The organism is Nocardia sp. NRRL S-836, assembly GCF_001279525.1.
GTDB lineage: Bacteria > Actinomycetota > Actinomycetes > Mycobacteriales > Pseudonocardiaceae > Lentzea.
Window position 1 is genome coordinate 1 of the sequence record NZ_LGDY01000163.1, and the last position, 13,599, is coordinate 13,599.

Consider the following 13,599-nt stretch of genomic DNA (forward strand, 5'->3'; position numbering starts at 1 on the left):
CGGCACGCTGTTGAGTTCTCAAAGAACACGCGCTCACCGGATCCAGTCTCCGTTTCCGGAGAATCTCACTCGGGGCTTGTGTTGCTGAAGCTTATTTGGTCCTGCTCGCCGGTGTCAAATCGGCCTCTCAGAGGCCCTTCTTATCCGGCTTTTGCCAGGCCCGTTCCGGTTTTGATTTCCGGCCCGCTTCGCTCTGACATGGAGAACATTACACGGGCCTGTTTCGATCTCCAAATCGGGGGTCCCGGTGGCCGCCACACGTGCGGCCACCAGGACAAACGCCCGACTCAGGGTGCGTTCACGCCGACGTCCGCCGTCGTGAGCGGCTTCCGCGTGGCCGAACCGCTGTACTCGTCGGCCCCGACATCCGGCTTGCCGGAGCGGGACTGCGGGTCGAAGTCGCGCGTGACGTACGAGTAAGTGCCCGCGGAGCTGTCGATCGCCGGGCTACCGGACGACAACCGCAGCAGGCCGTTCGAGTCGCGCACGAGCTTCGGGTCGACCGAGCGGTAGCCGGACGGAATGCCGGCGGTGCCGCCCCAGACGATGTTGCCCTCGTACTTCACCGTCGAGCCGCTCATCATGTCGATCAGCTTCGACGACGAGCCCTGGATGACGTTGTTCGCGAGCACGCAGTCCTTCGGTGCGTACGTGCCCGTGTCGCTGTCGACCACGGCGCCCGTGCCGATCAGCGTGTTGAACGCGACCGTCACGCGGTCGGGGCGGTCGTGCGAGGTGGAGGTCGGTCCGCTGTCGGTCTCCGACCCCTTGCCGAACACGATCGCCCGGTCACCGGTGTTCTGCACGTAGTTGTTGAAGATCCTGTGGTCGTTCCCGTGGAACCGGATGCCGCTGCCGAACAGCAGGTTGCCCTCGACGGTGGTGCGGTTGCCGTGCCGCAGGACGATGTAGCCCTTGCTGTTGCGGATCGTGTTGAAGCGGACCGTGTTGTCCGAGGACTTCACCGAGATCGCCTCGGCGTCGCCGTTCGCCTTGTCGAACAGGTTGTGCTCGATGACCGCGTACGCCGACTTGGACTGCTTGTGGCTGTAGCCGAGCCGGATCGACTCGCCGCCGTTCGAGCCGGAGAACGAGTGGTTGTAGAAGTAGTTGTGGTGGACCCAGGTGCGCTGGGCGATCTCGCTGCCCGGCCCGGTGATCTGCAGGTACACGCCCTCGTTCGTGCGGTTCGAGAACGTGTTGTGGTCGACCTGGACGTCGTTCGCGCTCACGGTGAGCGACGCGCCGTCCTTGTCACCGTTGTAGGTGTTGCGGGTGATGCGGGTGGCCTGCGCCTCGACCGGGACGGTCGTCGAGCTGGTCCCGTCGAAGACGAACCCCTCGATGGTCACGCCCCTGACGGCCCCGAGCTCGAAGCCGCCGCTGGTGAACACCGTGCGGCCGGTCCGCCGCGCGGCGACGGTGATGTCGGACCTGGTGATCTTGATGGGCGTGGTGGCGGCGTGCACGCCCTCGGGGAGCACGATGCGCTGGCCGGGACGGGCGGCGTCGACGGCGGCCTGCAGCGAGGACAGGCTCGACACCCCGACGACGGCGGCGGCGCCGGCCGGCACGTGGACGACGGACGACAGCAGAGCGGCCGCGGCGACTGCGGCCAGTGATCGGATCATTCGCCAACTCCGTTGTGGGCAGCTGGCGGCGGCAGTAGCAAGCTACCGCAAGATTCCGGCCGGTGGGGTGGTCCGGTACAGGGTGAGGGCCGTGTCGAGCGAGGGCACGCGCTCCAGTTGTCCGATGTCTGCCAGCGGGTGCCACTGGGCGAGGTCGGTCGTGCCACCCACCTCGTTGCGCAGCTCGCCGCCCACGACCCGGACCTCGTACATGATGCGAAGTGCGTGGTAGTCGCGGTCTGGCTCCTCGCGGAGCTCCGAGTCGATGCCGAGCAGCCGGACCACCTCGACGGTGTAGCCGGTCTCCTCCTCGAACTCGCGGATCACCCCGTCGTACGGGTGCTCGCCGTGGTCGATGCCGCCACCGGGCAGGATCCAACGTTTGCCCCTAGGGCCAAGCCAGCGCGCCAGCAGGATCTCGTCGGCGTCGTTGACGCACACCCCGTACGCGGCCACACGCTGCTTCTTCGCCCTCATGCCAACCAGCCTAACTTGTGATCATCCCGAGAAAAGTGATATCACTTAGCTACTACTTCGCTAGGGGGTTGTGGATGAGCGCGACGATCGAGACGACAGTGCACATGCCGGCACCTGCCGTTCGTGAGAAGCACGCGCGGGAGATCGCCGGTCTGCCGATGTTCTTCGCTGGGTTGGCGGTGGCTGCGGTGGGCGTGGGAATGATCATCAACGGGATCAGGACGGCGGAGGCGAACGGCACCGAGCCGTCGCCGGGGCTGCTGATCGCAGGGGTGCTGGCGCTGCTGGCGGCCGTACTGATCATGAAGGGGCTGTTCACCGTCGCACCCGGTGAGGCGCGGGTGCTGCAGTTCCTCGGCCGGTACGTGGGCACGGTGCGCACCGATGGGCTGCGGTGGGCGAACCCGTTCACGACGCGGCAGAAGATCTCCACCCGGATCCGCAACCACGAGACGCAGGCACTCAAGGTCAACGACGCCGACGGCAACCCGATCGAGATCGCCGCGGTGGTCGTGTGGCAGGTGGAGGACACGGCACGCGCACGGTTCGAGGTGGACGACTTCGTGCGGTTCGTGGGCATCCAGACGGAGACCGCGGTCCGGCACATCGCGACCAGCTACCCGTACGACAACCACGAGGTGACTGGTCTGTCGCTGCGGGAGAACGCGGACGAGATCACCGAGACGCTGGCGATCGAGATCTCCGCACGCGTGCAGTCCGCGGGCGTGAAGGTGATCGAGTCACGCCTTACGCACCTCGCATACGCACCGGAGATCGCCCAAGCCATGTTGCAGCGGCAGCAGGCGGGCGCGGTCGTCGCGGCCCGCACCCGGATCGTCGAGGGCGCCGTCGGCATGGTCGAGCTCGCGTTGCAGCGGCTCGCGGAGCAGGACGTCGTGGAGCTCGACGAGGAGCGCAAGGCGGCGATGGTGTCGAACCTGCTCGTGGTCCTGTGCGGTGACCGGTCCACCCAGCCCGTGGTGAACGCCGGCTCGCTGTACACCTGATGGCTGACCGCAAGAGCGTTCTGCTCAGGCTCGATCCGGCCGTGCACGACGCGTTGAGCAGGTGGGCGAACGACGAGCTGCGCAGCACCAACGCGCAGATCGAGTTCCTGCTGCGGCGTGCGCTGGCGGAGGCCGGCCGGCTGCCCGGTGAGGCGAAGAAGATGCCACGCCGGGGCAGGCCGCCGAAGAAGCCGGACGAAAAGGCTGAGGACGACCCGCTCGACTAGGGTGATGGCGTTCGGCATCAGCGAGCATCAGGGCAACCAGCTGCTCACCTTCCTGCCGCCGCCGTCGTTGCGGCCGGAGGACGTCGTTCTGCCCGAGGGTGTGCTGGAAGCGATCGAACGCCATGTCGTGCGCACGGCGTCGCAGAGCGAGCGGCTACGCGCGCACGGACAGCACCTGAAACGAGGGCTCCTTCTCGACGGCCCTCCCGGCACCGGCAAGACGCAGCTGGACGAGGCCGCGATCTCGGCCGGGCTGAGCGAGCTGATGGACGAAAAACATTCTTTGACGCGCAGTGTCCTGGGCGGTTGAACAGCCGTTTCACCAGCATGAAACCGCTTCCGCGGAGTTCGCCCGTTCGGGGGTGTCCGCGCCGGACTCCTTCACGCGATCGTGTGCTGCGGGCGCACGGGAACGTGGAGGAGTCTTGTCTGTGTTTTCCCGCAAACGCGCCGTTTTCGGCGCGGTGGGCGTAGGTGTGCTGATCGCGTCACTGACCCAGGCCGGTGGTCAGGCGGCGGGCAAGGAGATCTACCTCGACGCGCGCGCGTCGTCGGAGCGGCGGGTCGAGGACCTGCTCCGGCGGATGACGGTCGAGGAGAAGATCGGGCAGATGGCGCAGATCCGCGTGGGGAAGCTGCGCGGTGACTGCAACAACGTCAACGGGCCGTTGGTGGAGTCCTGCCTGAAGGCGGTGCTGTCCGACGCGCACGTGGGGTCGATCCTGTCCGGCGGCGGTGACGCGCCGGTGGAGAACACGCCGCGGGCGTGGGCGGAGATGAACAACGCGATCCAGCGCTACGCGTTGGAGCACAACAGGTTGAAGATCCCCGTCATCTACGGCTCCGACGGCGTGCACGGGCACAACAACGTCATCTCCGCGACGATGTTCCCGCACCAGATCGGGCTCGGCGCCACGTGGGACCCCGCGTTGCAGGAGCGGATCGGGGTGTCCGCGTCGAAGGCGTTGCGCGCGACCGGCGTGTTCTGGAACTTCGCGCCGGTCAGCGACATCGCGCGCGACACGCGGTGGGGCCGGTACTACGAGACCTACAGCGAGGACCCGTTCCTGGCCGGGCAGCTGGCGGCGGCGAACGTGCGCGGGCAACAGTCCCGTGTGGACGACACGGCGCAGCTGACCGCCACGGCCAAGCACTTCGCTGGCTACTCGGCGCCGGCCAACGGGCACGACCGCGGTGCCGCGCAGATCCCGGTGCGGCAGCTGCAGGACGTGGTGCTGCCGTCGTTCCAGGCGCAGTTCGACGCGGGCGTGCGGACCGTGATGATCAACTCTGGTTCGCTCAACGGCGTGCCGGTGCACGCGTCGAAGTACATGCTGCAGACGCAGCTGCGCGAGCGCATGGGTTTCAAGGGCGTCGCGGTGTCGGACTGGCAGGACATGAAGTACCTGGTGGACCGGCACAAGATCGCGCCGGACTACAAGACGGCGATCGCGATGAGCGTCAACGCCGGTGTGGACATGGCGATGGAGCCGTCGAACGCGGCCGAGTTCACGTCGTTGCTGCTGGCGAACGTGAAGGACGGCTCGGTGTCGCGCGGGCGGATCGACCAGGCCGTGCGGCGGGTGCTGAAGCTCAAGTTCGACCTGGGGCTGTTCGAGAAGCCGTACGTGGACCCGGCGAAGGCCGACGGCAGCGTGGTGGGCGTGGACCGCTCCCTCGCACGTCAAGCAGCCGCCGAGAGCACCGTGCTGCTGAAGAACGACGGCGTGCTGCCGTTGTCCGCGGCTGCGAAGAAGATCGTTGTGACCGGTGAGACCGCGGACGACGTGCGCCGTCAGCTCGGTGGCTGGACCGTCGAGTGGCAGGGCGTGCCGGACGACTCGCCGCTGCCGCCGACGGCGACCGTGCTGACCGGTGTGCGCGAGGCCGTGCCCGGTGCGTCCGTGGTGCACGCCACGACCCCGGCTGCCGCGGTGGCCGATGCCGCCGATGCGGACGCGGTCGTCGTCGTCCTGGGTGAGAAGCCGGGTGCCGAGGGTCCCGCCGACACCGAGAACCCGGTGCTGACGCCCGAGCAGCAGGCGTGGGTCGACGCCGTCCAGGCGACCGGCAAGCCGGTGGTCGTGGTGCTGCTGACCGCCCGCCCGCAGGTGCTGGGTGCGGCGGCGGACGCGAACGCGCTGGTCGCGGGCTGGCTGCCGGGCAGCGAGGGCGGCAGGGCCATCGCCGACGTGCTGTTCGGCGCGGTGAACCCGAGCGGCAGGCTGCCCATCTCGTGGCCCAAGGCGCTGGGTGACCCGACGTTGACCTACGACCAGCTGCCAGGCGCGAACACCGCGGCCAACGCCAAGTACGACCCGCTCTACTCCTTCGGCCACGGGCTGTCGTACACGTCGTTCGCGACCTCGGGCGTGACCGCCGAGACCGCGCGCGGCACCGGCGTGGTGAAGTTCATGGTGGCGAACACCGGCGGGCGCGCGGGCACGGCGGTCGTGCCGGTCTACGTGCGGCAGCCGGCGTCCCCGGTGCTCACGCCGGACCAGCGGCTGGTGGGTTTCACGCGGGTAGAGCTGGGTGCGGGGCAGTCGAAGCAGGTCGAGGTGACGTTCTCGCTGTCGCAGCTCGCGCTGACCGTCGGCGACGTGGACGGTTCCGGACGGCGTGAGGTGGCACGCGGTGCGTACGAGGCCGTGGTGGGCGCGGACAAGGCCGGGTTCACGGTGCGCTGAGCTGGCCTGATATCCTTCGTCGTCGTGAACGCGCGGCGCTCCGCCGTGGAGGAGAGCCGGCCTTGGCCGGTGCCGACCAAGCGCGTCACGAACTCCGGTTTCGACACAGAAGGGTGATGTCGCATGGCGAACATCAAGTCCCAGCTCAAGCGGATCAAGACCAACGAGAAGGCCCGCCTTCGCAACAAGTCGGTCAAGTCGTCCCTCAAGACGGCCATCCGCAAGTTCCGCGAGGCTGCCGAGGCCGGTGACAAGGCGAAGGCCCTGGAGCTGCTGCAGGACGCGTCCCGCAAGCTCGACAAGGCCGCCAGCAAGGGCGTCATCCACGCCAACCAGGCCGCCAACAAGAAGTCGGCGATGGCGCTGCGCGCGAACCAGCTCGAGGGCTGATTCCGCTCGCTCAGAGCCGTTGAGAAGGGCCTGCTCCTCGTCGAGCGGGCCCTTTTCGCTGTTCTGGTGGGGATGGCGGCCGTGGAGTCGCTCCCGCGCGCACCTCGCCGAGCGTCACGACCTCGACGGCACCGCGGCCGTGCTGCTCTGTGGACCACGTGCCGACGTCGATCGGCGTGATCGACTGCCGAGCCGGAACCGAGTCGTTTGCGTGGACCATCACCCGTCGAGGAAGCCCCGAACCGCCTCCGCGGAGGCCAGCGGCGGCTGGGACGGCATGACGCGTACCGCGGACCTGGGCAGCTCGTCCAAGGCGGCCAGCTCGCTCACGCGTCCTGCGATCCGCCCGGCGCCGTGCGGCAGCTGGCGCGGGACGATCGGCCTGGGTGCGTGGACGTGCACCCCACCGTGAACGGTCTGCGCCTGCACGAGCGAACCGTTGACGGTCCCGTGCACCACGTTGCGATCGACCACGAACTCGATGGTCGAACGTCCGGCTGCGGCTCGCGACCGCCACCGGGGTGCTAGCGGCGGCCGTGTGCCGCCACGATCCTCAGCACTGCGCGCTCCAGCGCGTAGTCGGCGTCGGCCGCCACGCCCTTCACGTCGGCGTTGAGCCCCGCGACCACCTGCATGGCGTCCGCGAGCCCCGACTGGTCCCAGCCGCGGGCCTGCGCCTGCGCCTTCTTGATCTTCCACGGCGGCATGCCGAGCGGGCCGGCGAGGCTGAACGGGTCGGCTCGCCCGACCGCCGACACGCGTGCGACCGTGCGCACCGCATCCGCCAGCGCGTCCGCGACCAGCACGTGTGGCACGCCGAGCTGCATGGCCCACCGCAGCGACTCCATCGCGCCCGCCCGGTCGCCGGTGACGGCCTTCTCCGCGACGGCGAACCCGGTCACCTCGGCCTTGCCCTGGTGGTAGCGACGGATCTCCTCGACCGTCACCTTGCCGTCGGTGTCGGACACGAGCTGCGAGGCCGCCGCGGCGAGCTCGCGCAGGTTGGTGCCGACGGCGTCGATGAGCGTCACCACCGCCTCAGGGTCGATCTTGCCGCCCGCCCGCCGCACCTCGTTGCGCACGAACGACTCGCGGTCGGCCGCCTTGGTGACCTTGGCGCACTCGGTGACGGCCGCGCCGGCCTTCTTCAGCTGTCCCGGCAGGTCCTTGGCGGCCTTGCTGCGGCCACCGCCGGTGTGCAGGACGACGAGCGTGACCCCGTCCGCGGGCGCCTTGACGTAGGAGAGCACCGTGTCGGCGATCTCCTTGCTGATGTCCTGCGCGTTCTGCAGGACGATCACCCGGCCCTCCGCGAACAGCGAGGGACTCACCAGCTCGGCGAGCTCGGGCGCCGTGAGATCGCTCACCTGCACACGGGTCAGGTCGGCGGTCGGATCGGCCGCGCGGGCGGCCTCGAGAGCCGCCCGAACTGCGCGTTCGACCAGCAACTCCTCCTCGCCGACGACGAGGTGCAGTGACTCCGGTGCGCTCACGCTCCGCATCCTCCCACGTCTCGGATCGTGGACTTTGGTGGCCGAGCAACGGAGCGGTGCCGTAAGTTGAGGGCCACAACTGAACACCGCTCATCCAGAGGGGCAGAGGGACCGGCCCGAAGAAGCCCCGGCAACCGGCGTCAGCGCTATGCGCAGACGATCACGGTGCCAATTCCGACCCGTTCGATTTCGCGGGAAAGATGAGGAGATACCTCGCGATGACTGCTGCCACTGTGCCCACGAGCACCAAGTTCGACCTCGGCCCCGCCCGCGCGCTGCTGTGCCGCGAATGCGGAAATGAGACTCCCCTCGCTCCGGAGTACGCCTGTCTGGAGTGTTTCGGGCCGCTGGAAGTGGCCTACGACTTCGGCAAGATCCGGCGCGAGGACATCGAAGCCGGCCCCAGGTCGATCTGGCGCTACCGCGGCCTCCTCCCTGTTCCATCCACTGTGGAACAGCACCCGAACACCGACCCCGGCGGCACCCGCTTGGTCGAGGCCGACCGCCTCGCCAAGGCACTGGGCCTGCGCAAGGTCTGGGTGAAGGACGACACCGGCAACCCCACCCACTCCTTCAAGGACCGCGTCGTCGGCGTGGCCCTGGCCGCCGCCCGCGAGCTCGGCTTCAAGGTCCTGGCCTGCCCCTCCACCGGCAACCTCGCCAACGCCGTCGCCGCGGCCGCCGCCCGCGCCGGCTGGAAGTCCGTCGTCCTGGTCCCCTCCTCCCTGGAACGCGCCAAGATCCTCATGAGCGCCGTCTACGACGGCGCCCTCATCGCGGTCGACGGCAACTACGACGACGTCAACCGCCTCGCCCAGGAGCTCGCCGCGGAGCACGAGGACTGGGCGTTCGTGAACGTCAACGTCCGCCCGTACTACGCGGAAGGCTCCAAGACCCTCGGCTACGAGGTCGCCGAACAGCTCGGCTGGCGCCTGCCCGACCAGGTCGTCGTGCCGGTCGCCTCCGGCTCCCAGCTCACCAAGGTCGACAAGGCCTTCCGCGAGCTCGGCCAGCTCGACCTCGTCGAGGCCACCCCGTACCGCGTGTTCGGCGCCCAGGCCACCGGCTGCTCCCCCGTGTCCACCGCCTACAAGAGCGGCCACGACGTCATCCGCCCGGTCCGCCCCGACACCATCGCCCGCTCGCTGGCGATCGGCGCCCCCGCCGACGGCCCGTACGTGCTCGACACGGTCCGCCGCACCAACGGCGCCATCGAGGACGTCACCGACGAAGAGGTCGTCGAGGGCATCAAGCTCCTCGCCCGCACCGAGGGCATCTTCGCCGAGACCGCCGGCGGCGTGACCGTGGCGACGGCGAAGAAGCTGGTCGAGACGGGCCAGATCGACCCCGACGGCGAGACCGTCCTGCTGATCACCGGTGACGGCCTGAAGACGCTGGACGCCCTCGGCGACACGGTCGGCCCGCGCGCGACGGTGCCGCCGTCGGCGGAGGCCGTGCTCAAGGCACTGGGCTAAGCCGGTCGCAGGCTGGGCCGGTCGCAGGCTGGGCCGGTCGCAGGCTGGGCCGGTCGCAGGCTGGGCCGGTCGCAGGCTGGGCCGGTCGCAGGCTGGGCCGGTCGCAGGCTGGGCCGGTCGCAGGCTGGGCCGGTCGCAGGCTGGGCCGGTCGCAGGCTGGGCCGGTCGCAGGCTGGGCCGGTCGCAGGCTGGGCCGGATTGGCAGCGGAGCCTGTCGCTGGCTAGGTCAGTCGCTAGTTGGCCTGGCCGCTGGTTAGTTCGATCGCCGGCTGAGCAGGCCGCCGGCTGGGCTCGGTCGGCAGCCGGGCTCGGACGGCAGCCGGGCCTGGTCGGCAACCGGGCCTGGTCGGCAACCGGGCCTGGTCGGCAACCGGGCCTGGTCGGCAGTCACCTCCTTCCGGTCCGGGGACGTTCGCGTCCCCGGACCGCGTTGTGCGGCCCTGTCACGTGGCGGTCCAACCGCCTGGCGGACAGCACGTCGGGGCTGGATCCCGTTGTGTCACAGGGCGATCGTGGCCGACTTCGTCCAGCCGGTGCGCGGGAAGCGGCGCAGGTCGTCGTGCACGTGCGGGCCGACCGGTTCGACGTCGGCGCGCCAGGCCACGATTCGTTGCGGCCACGGGGCTTCGGCCTTGAGCCGGTTGTAGTGGTAGTCGTGCCAGACGTCCGGGGCGATGCGCAGGGCGTCATCGAACACGTGCTGTGCCACGAGGTCGTAGGCGGCGTCGGGGGTGGTGGCCTCGGTCGGCGGCAGGGCGTGGGTCGTGCGGGCCCGGTAGGTGAGGGCGCGGGTGCCGTCGGCGAGTGTTTCGCAGAGGTAGTAGGCGAAGTCGGGTTTCAGTTCGTCGTGCGGCCACTGGGTGGCGGGGTAGCCGGGCTGCCACAGGGCCCAGGCGAAGCCGGGCGTGCCGCCGGGGATCGGGTAGCGGGCGTTGTGGAGCCTGATCCAGACCTGGTCCATCGTTGTTTCTCCTTTTTCTTCGTACGACGCGGTTTCCTGGCAACACCGCCAGGTCGCCGTCCTTGTCCGTGCGCAACACCAGTGCGCCTCCTGCCCGCAGCGCGTCGATCACGTGCGGGCTCGGGTGGCCGTAGCGGTTGCCCGTGCCGACGCTCACCAGGGCGACCCGCGGGCGCACGCGCTTGAGGAACGCGGGCAACGAGTTGCGGGAGCCGTGGTGCGGCACCTTGAGCACGTCGGCTGCCAGGTCCCGCTCCCCCAGCAACGCCGCCTGGCCGGCCAGTTCGACGTCGCCGGTGAGCAGGACGCGGCCGACCGGTGTGGTCGCTCGCAGCACGAGCGAGTAGTCGTTCACGACCGTGTTCGTCTCCGCGACGACCGGTGGTCTGCGCGGGCCCAGGACCTCCAGTTCCAGTCCTGGCCAAGCGAAGCGTTCGCCCGCCTTCGGTTCCAGCACCCGCACGCCGTTCGCGTTCGCCTGCTTGACGACCTCCCTCCACGCCCACGCGGGCTCCTTGAGCGGTCCCACCGCCACCGCGCCCACCGCACGCCCGGCGAGCGCCGCCTGCAGGCCGCCGATGTGGTCGGCGTGCAGGTGGGACAGCACGATCAGCGGGATCCGCCTGATCCCCAACGTCTTCAGACAGCGGTCGACGGCCCCGGGGTCGGGTCCGGTGTCGATCACGACCGCGCGGTCCGCCTCGTCCGTGGCGAGCACGAGGGCGTCGCCCTGGCCGACGTCGCAGCTGACGACCTTCCAGCCGTCCGGCGGCCACATCGGTGCGATGGTGCGCAGCGGCACCAACGCCACGAAGCCGCCCAGCAGCACCGCGACGGTCAGCACCCGCGTCTTCTTGTTCCGCAGCAACAGGAAGACGACCGCTGTGGCCGCGGCGAGCAGGAGTCCGCCGGTCCAGCCCTCCGGCCAGCTGACCGCGGCGCCCGGCACGGTCGCCGCGTGCCGTCCGACCAGGACCAGCCATGTCACGGCCGGTCCGGCGACGTGCACCACCACCTCGGCCGCCGGTGGGTACAGCGGCGCGACGGCCGCTGCCACCACGCCGAGCACCGTCGCCGGTGCCACCACCGGTGCGACGAGCAGGTTCGCGACCACCGAGACGAGGCTGATCTGCCCGGACAACCCGACGACCAGCGGAGCCGTCGCGAGGCTCGCGACCGTCGACACCGCCAGCGCTTCGGCCACCCCTTGCGGCACACCGCGTTCCTTGAGCCGGCGGGACCACCGCGGTGCCACGAGCACCAGCGCCGCCGTCGCCGTCACCGACAACGCGAACCCCGGATCGGCCCCCAGCGCCGGGTCGACCAGCACCAGGACCAGGATCGCCGTGGCCAGTGACGGGAGCGCTGAGCGTTCCCGGCCGAGGAACAGGGCCAGCAACGCGACGGCGCCCATGACCGCGGCCCGCAGCACACTGGGTTCGGGACCGGTCAGGACCACGAACCCGACCAGCGCCACCAGCGCGCCGGCCGCCGCCTTGCGCGGACCGGTCTTCCTCAGCAGCAGGTAGACCGCGCCGCAGATGATGGCGAGGTTCGCGCCGCTCACCGCGAGCAGGTGGGACAGGCCGGCCGTGCGGAACTCGTCGACGATGCGCGGCACCATGTGCTCGGTGTCGCCCACCACCAACGCGGGCAGCAGGCCCGCCTCCTCGGCGTCGAGGGTCGCGCTGGCCTTGCTCAGGCCGTCCCTGAGGTGGTCCGCCCAGCGTTGCCACGCGGGCGGCGGCTGAGGGTTGAGCGGCGGACCGCGGACCCGCAGCAGGGCTGAGGTGAGGTCGCCCGGTCTCGGTGGGGCGAGCGAGCCCTTGACCGTGACCTCCTGACCTGGCAGCAGGTCCTGCCACCTCTCGGCCGGCGCGAGGATGACGATGGTGGCGCCGTTCGCCGTCGCGGTGACGACGACGTGGTCCACGCCGGCCTGGTGGCCGCCGAACCCCGCTGCCCGGATGCCGCGCGGCCGGGTGCTGAGCTGTGCGGTCAGGGTGGTCGTGCGGCCCTCGTCGGCGGCCAGGCGGAGCGGGTGGGTCTCGGCCCTCAGGACGTGCCCGCCGACCCAGGCTCCGGCCACGGGACCGGAGAGCAGCAGGGCGATCGCGCAGGTCTTGGGCCACCAGGCCCTTCGCCAGGCGGTGAGGCCGACCGCTCCGGCGGCGAGTCCGATGAGGACTGCCGCCTGCCAGCTGAGGAACAGCCCGGCCAAGGCGGTCGCCCACACCGCGGTGGCGGCGGGCACCAGGCGGTAGTCGTGAGCTACCGGGTGCCGGCGGGCCACGGCCTGCCCTTTCCGGTGGGAGGCCGGGCTTCCCTGGCGGGAGCACGGCTCGCCGTCGCACGGGTGCGAACTCGCCGATGCGGCAGGCCGTTCGGGGAGAACTCGCGCACGGTGACGACCGGGGTGCGCAGACTGCCGCGGTACCCGAGCAGGCCGGGGCGGGCGAACTGGTGCCAGATGAGGTCGGGTTCGGGCATGGCAACGGCACGAGGCATGGGTCTTCCTTCGATGGAGGTGAGCGGAGCGGCGAGACGCCGGGCGTCAGGTGTGGACGAGGTCGGCGAGCTTGGCGAGCTTGCTGTCGCCGATGCCTTCGACATCGCGGAGCTCGTCGACGGAGGCGAACGGGCCCTTGCGGGTGCGGTGGTCGACGATGCGCTGGGCGGTGACGGGGCCGACGCCGGGCAGCGAGTCGAGGTCGGTGGCCGAGGCGGTGTTGAGGTTGAGCTTGGTGGGCTGCACCGCCGCGGGCGGGGGCGGGATGCCGACCGCGATCTGCTCGCCGTCGGTGAGCTTGCGGGCGAGGTTGAGGCCCTGCAGGTCGGTGCCGGGGCGGATGCCGCCGGCGAGGCGCAGCGCGTCGGCGACGCGGGCGCCGGAGGTGGCGGTGACGAGGCCGGGGTTGGCGACCTCGCCGATCACGTTCACGACGAGCTCGGGAGCCGGGGCGCTGGTGCTGACCAGCGCGAGGTCGGGGGCCGGCTCGGCGGCGGGGCGCTGCAGCCACGTAGACAGGCCGATGACCGTGCAGGCGACGGCGACGCCCAGAGCGAGCAGGCCGCGGCGGGGCAGGCGGGGCAGGCGCACGCGGCGGCCGTGGCCGTGCTCGGTTGAGTCGGCGGAGTTCGCGTAGACCAGCGTCGGGTCGGCGCGGACCTTGGCGGCCAGTGCGGCCAGGCGTTCGCCGGGGCTGTCGTTCTGGTGGGGGCGGGGGAGCATGGGGGCGAGCTTACGG

At 70.5% G+C, this 13,599-nt stretch carries 14 protein-coding genes and 1 riboswitch; of the genes, 6 read left to right on the top strand and 8 right to left on the bottom strand.

Translation table 11 applies throughout. From position 1 onward, the window contains the following. Positions 1–287 precede the first annotated feature (287 nt). On the bottom strand, positions 288–1,631 hold the full coding sequence (locus ADL03_RS41845; RefSeq protein WP_053739211.1) for a polysaccharide lyase 6 family protein: 1,344 nt from the start codon (positions 1,629–1,631) through the stop codon (positions 288–290). A gap of 42 nt (positions 1,632–1,673) precedes the next feature. Next, positions 1,674–2,108, bottom strand: a complete 435-nt coding sequence (locus tag ADL03_RS41850) for an NUDIX hydrolase (RefSeq protein WP_053739212.1) — start codon at positions 2,106–2,108, stop codon at positions 1,674–1,676. Between the two features lie 104 nt (positions 2,109–2,212). Between ADL03_RS41850 and ADL03_RS41855 the strand changes: the two genes are divergently transcribed. The 5 genes from ADL03_RS41855 (at position 2,213) to rpsT (ending at position 6,422) form a co-directional block, all read left to right on the top strand. After that, a complete protein-coding gene (locus tag ADL03_RS41855) occupies positions 2,213–3,115 on the top strand; it encodes an SPFH domain-containing protein (RefSeq protein WP_197289129.1) in 903 nt (300 codons plus the stop codon). Further along, complete coding sequence (locus ADL03_RS41860) at positions 3,115–3,342, top strand: hypothetical protein (protein ID WP_053739214.1); 228 nt, start codon at positions 3,115–3,117, stop codon at positions 3,340–3,342. Before ADL03_RS41855 ends, ADL03_RS41860 begins: the two co-directional genes overlap by 1 nt. Before the next feature lie 4 nt (positions 3,343–3,346). Then, positions 3,347–3,652 (top strand): hypothetical protein, encoded by a 306-nt coding sequence (locus tag ADL03_RS41865; RefSeq protein WP_197289126.1) that lies wholly within the window; start codon positions 3,347–3,349, stop codon positions 3,650–3,652. A gap of 121 nt (positions 3,653–3,773) precedes the next feature. Continuing rightward, positions 3,774–6,032 (top strand): glycoside hydrolase family 3 N-terminal domain-containing protein, encoded by a 2,259-nt coding sequence (locus tag ADL03_RS41870; RefSeq protein ID WP_231642837.1) that lies wholly within the window; start codon positions 3,774–3,776, stop codon positions 6,030–6,032. Between the two features lie 123 nt (positions 6,033–6,155). Further along, complete coding sequence (gene rpsT, locus ADL03_RS41875) at positions 6,156–6,422, top strand: 30S ribosomal protein S20 (RefSeq protein ID WP_053739217.1); 267 nt, start codon at positions 6,156–6,158, stop codon at positions 6,420–6,422. A gap of 219 nt (positions 6,423–6,641) precedes the next feature. Here the strand turns inward: rpsT and ADL03_RS41880 are convergent, their stop codons facing one another. Further along, positions 6,642–6,896, bottom strand: coding sequence for a hypothetical protein (locus tag ADL03_RS41880; protein ID WP_053739218.1), 255 nt, complete (start codon positions 6,894–6,896; stop codon positions 6,642–6,644). 50 nt (positions 6,897–6,946) lie between these two features. Continuing rightward, entirely contained in the window at positions 6,947–7,924 is a 978-nt protein-coding gene (holA, locus tag ADL03_RS41885; protein ID WP_053739219.1) for a DNA polymerase III subunit delta, read from the bottom strand. 78 nt (positions 7,925–8,002) lie between these two features. After that, positions 8,003–8,122: riboswitch (SAM riboswitch) on the top strand. 11 nt (positions 8,123–8,133) lie between these two features. Here holA and thrC point away from each other — a divergent pair. After that, positions 8,134–9,390, top strand: a complete 1,257-nt coding sequence (thrC, locus tag ADL03_RS41890; protein ID WP_053739220.1) for a threonine synthase — start codon at positions 8,134–8,136, stop codon at positions 9,388–9,390. A gap of 499 nt (positions 9,391–9,889) precedes the next feature. On the opposite strand, the gene ADL03_RS49150 is transcribed toward thrC, so the two are convergent. The 4 genes from ADL03_RS49150 to ADL03_RS41910 form a co-directional block, all read right to left on the bottom strand. Continuing rightward, the gene (locus tag ADL03_RS49150) at positions 9,890–10,087 is read right to left on the bottom strand and encodes a hypothetical protein (protein ID WP_197289127.1); all 198 of its coding nucleotides are present in this window, start codon (positions 10,085–10,087) and stop codon (positions 9,890–9,892) included. Next, positions 10,077–12,644, bottom strand: coding sequence for a DNA internalization-related competence protein ComEC/Rec2 (locus ADL03_RS46325; RefSeq protein WP_157529746.1), 2,568 nt, complete (start codon positions 12,642–12,644; stop codon positions 10,077–10,079). The genes ADL03_RS49150 and ADL03_RS46325 overlap by 11 nt, the downstream gene beginning before the upstream one ends. Continuing rightward, a complete protein-coding gene (locus ADL03_RS41905; RefSeq protein ID WP_157529747.1) occupies positions 12,623–12,859 on the bottom strand; it encodes a hypothetical protein in 237 nt (78 codons plus the stop codon). Before ADL03_RS41905 ends, ADL03_RS46325 begins: the two co-directional genes overlap by 22 nt. Positions 12,860–12,905: 46 nt before the next feature. Beyond that, on the bottom strand, positions 12,906–13,599 hold a 694-nt coding region (locus ADL03_RS41910; RefSeq protein ID WP_197289128.1), incomplete at its 5' end, for a ComEA family DNA-binding protein.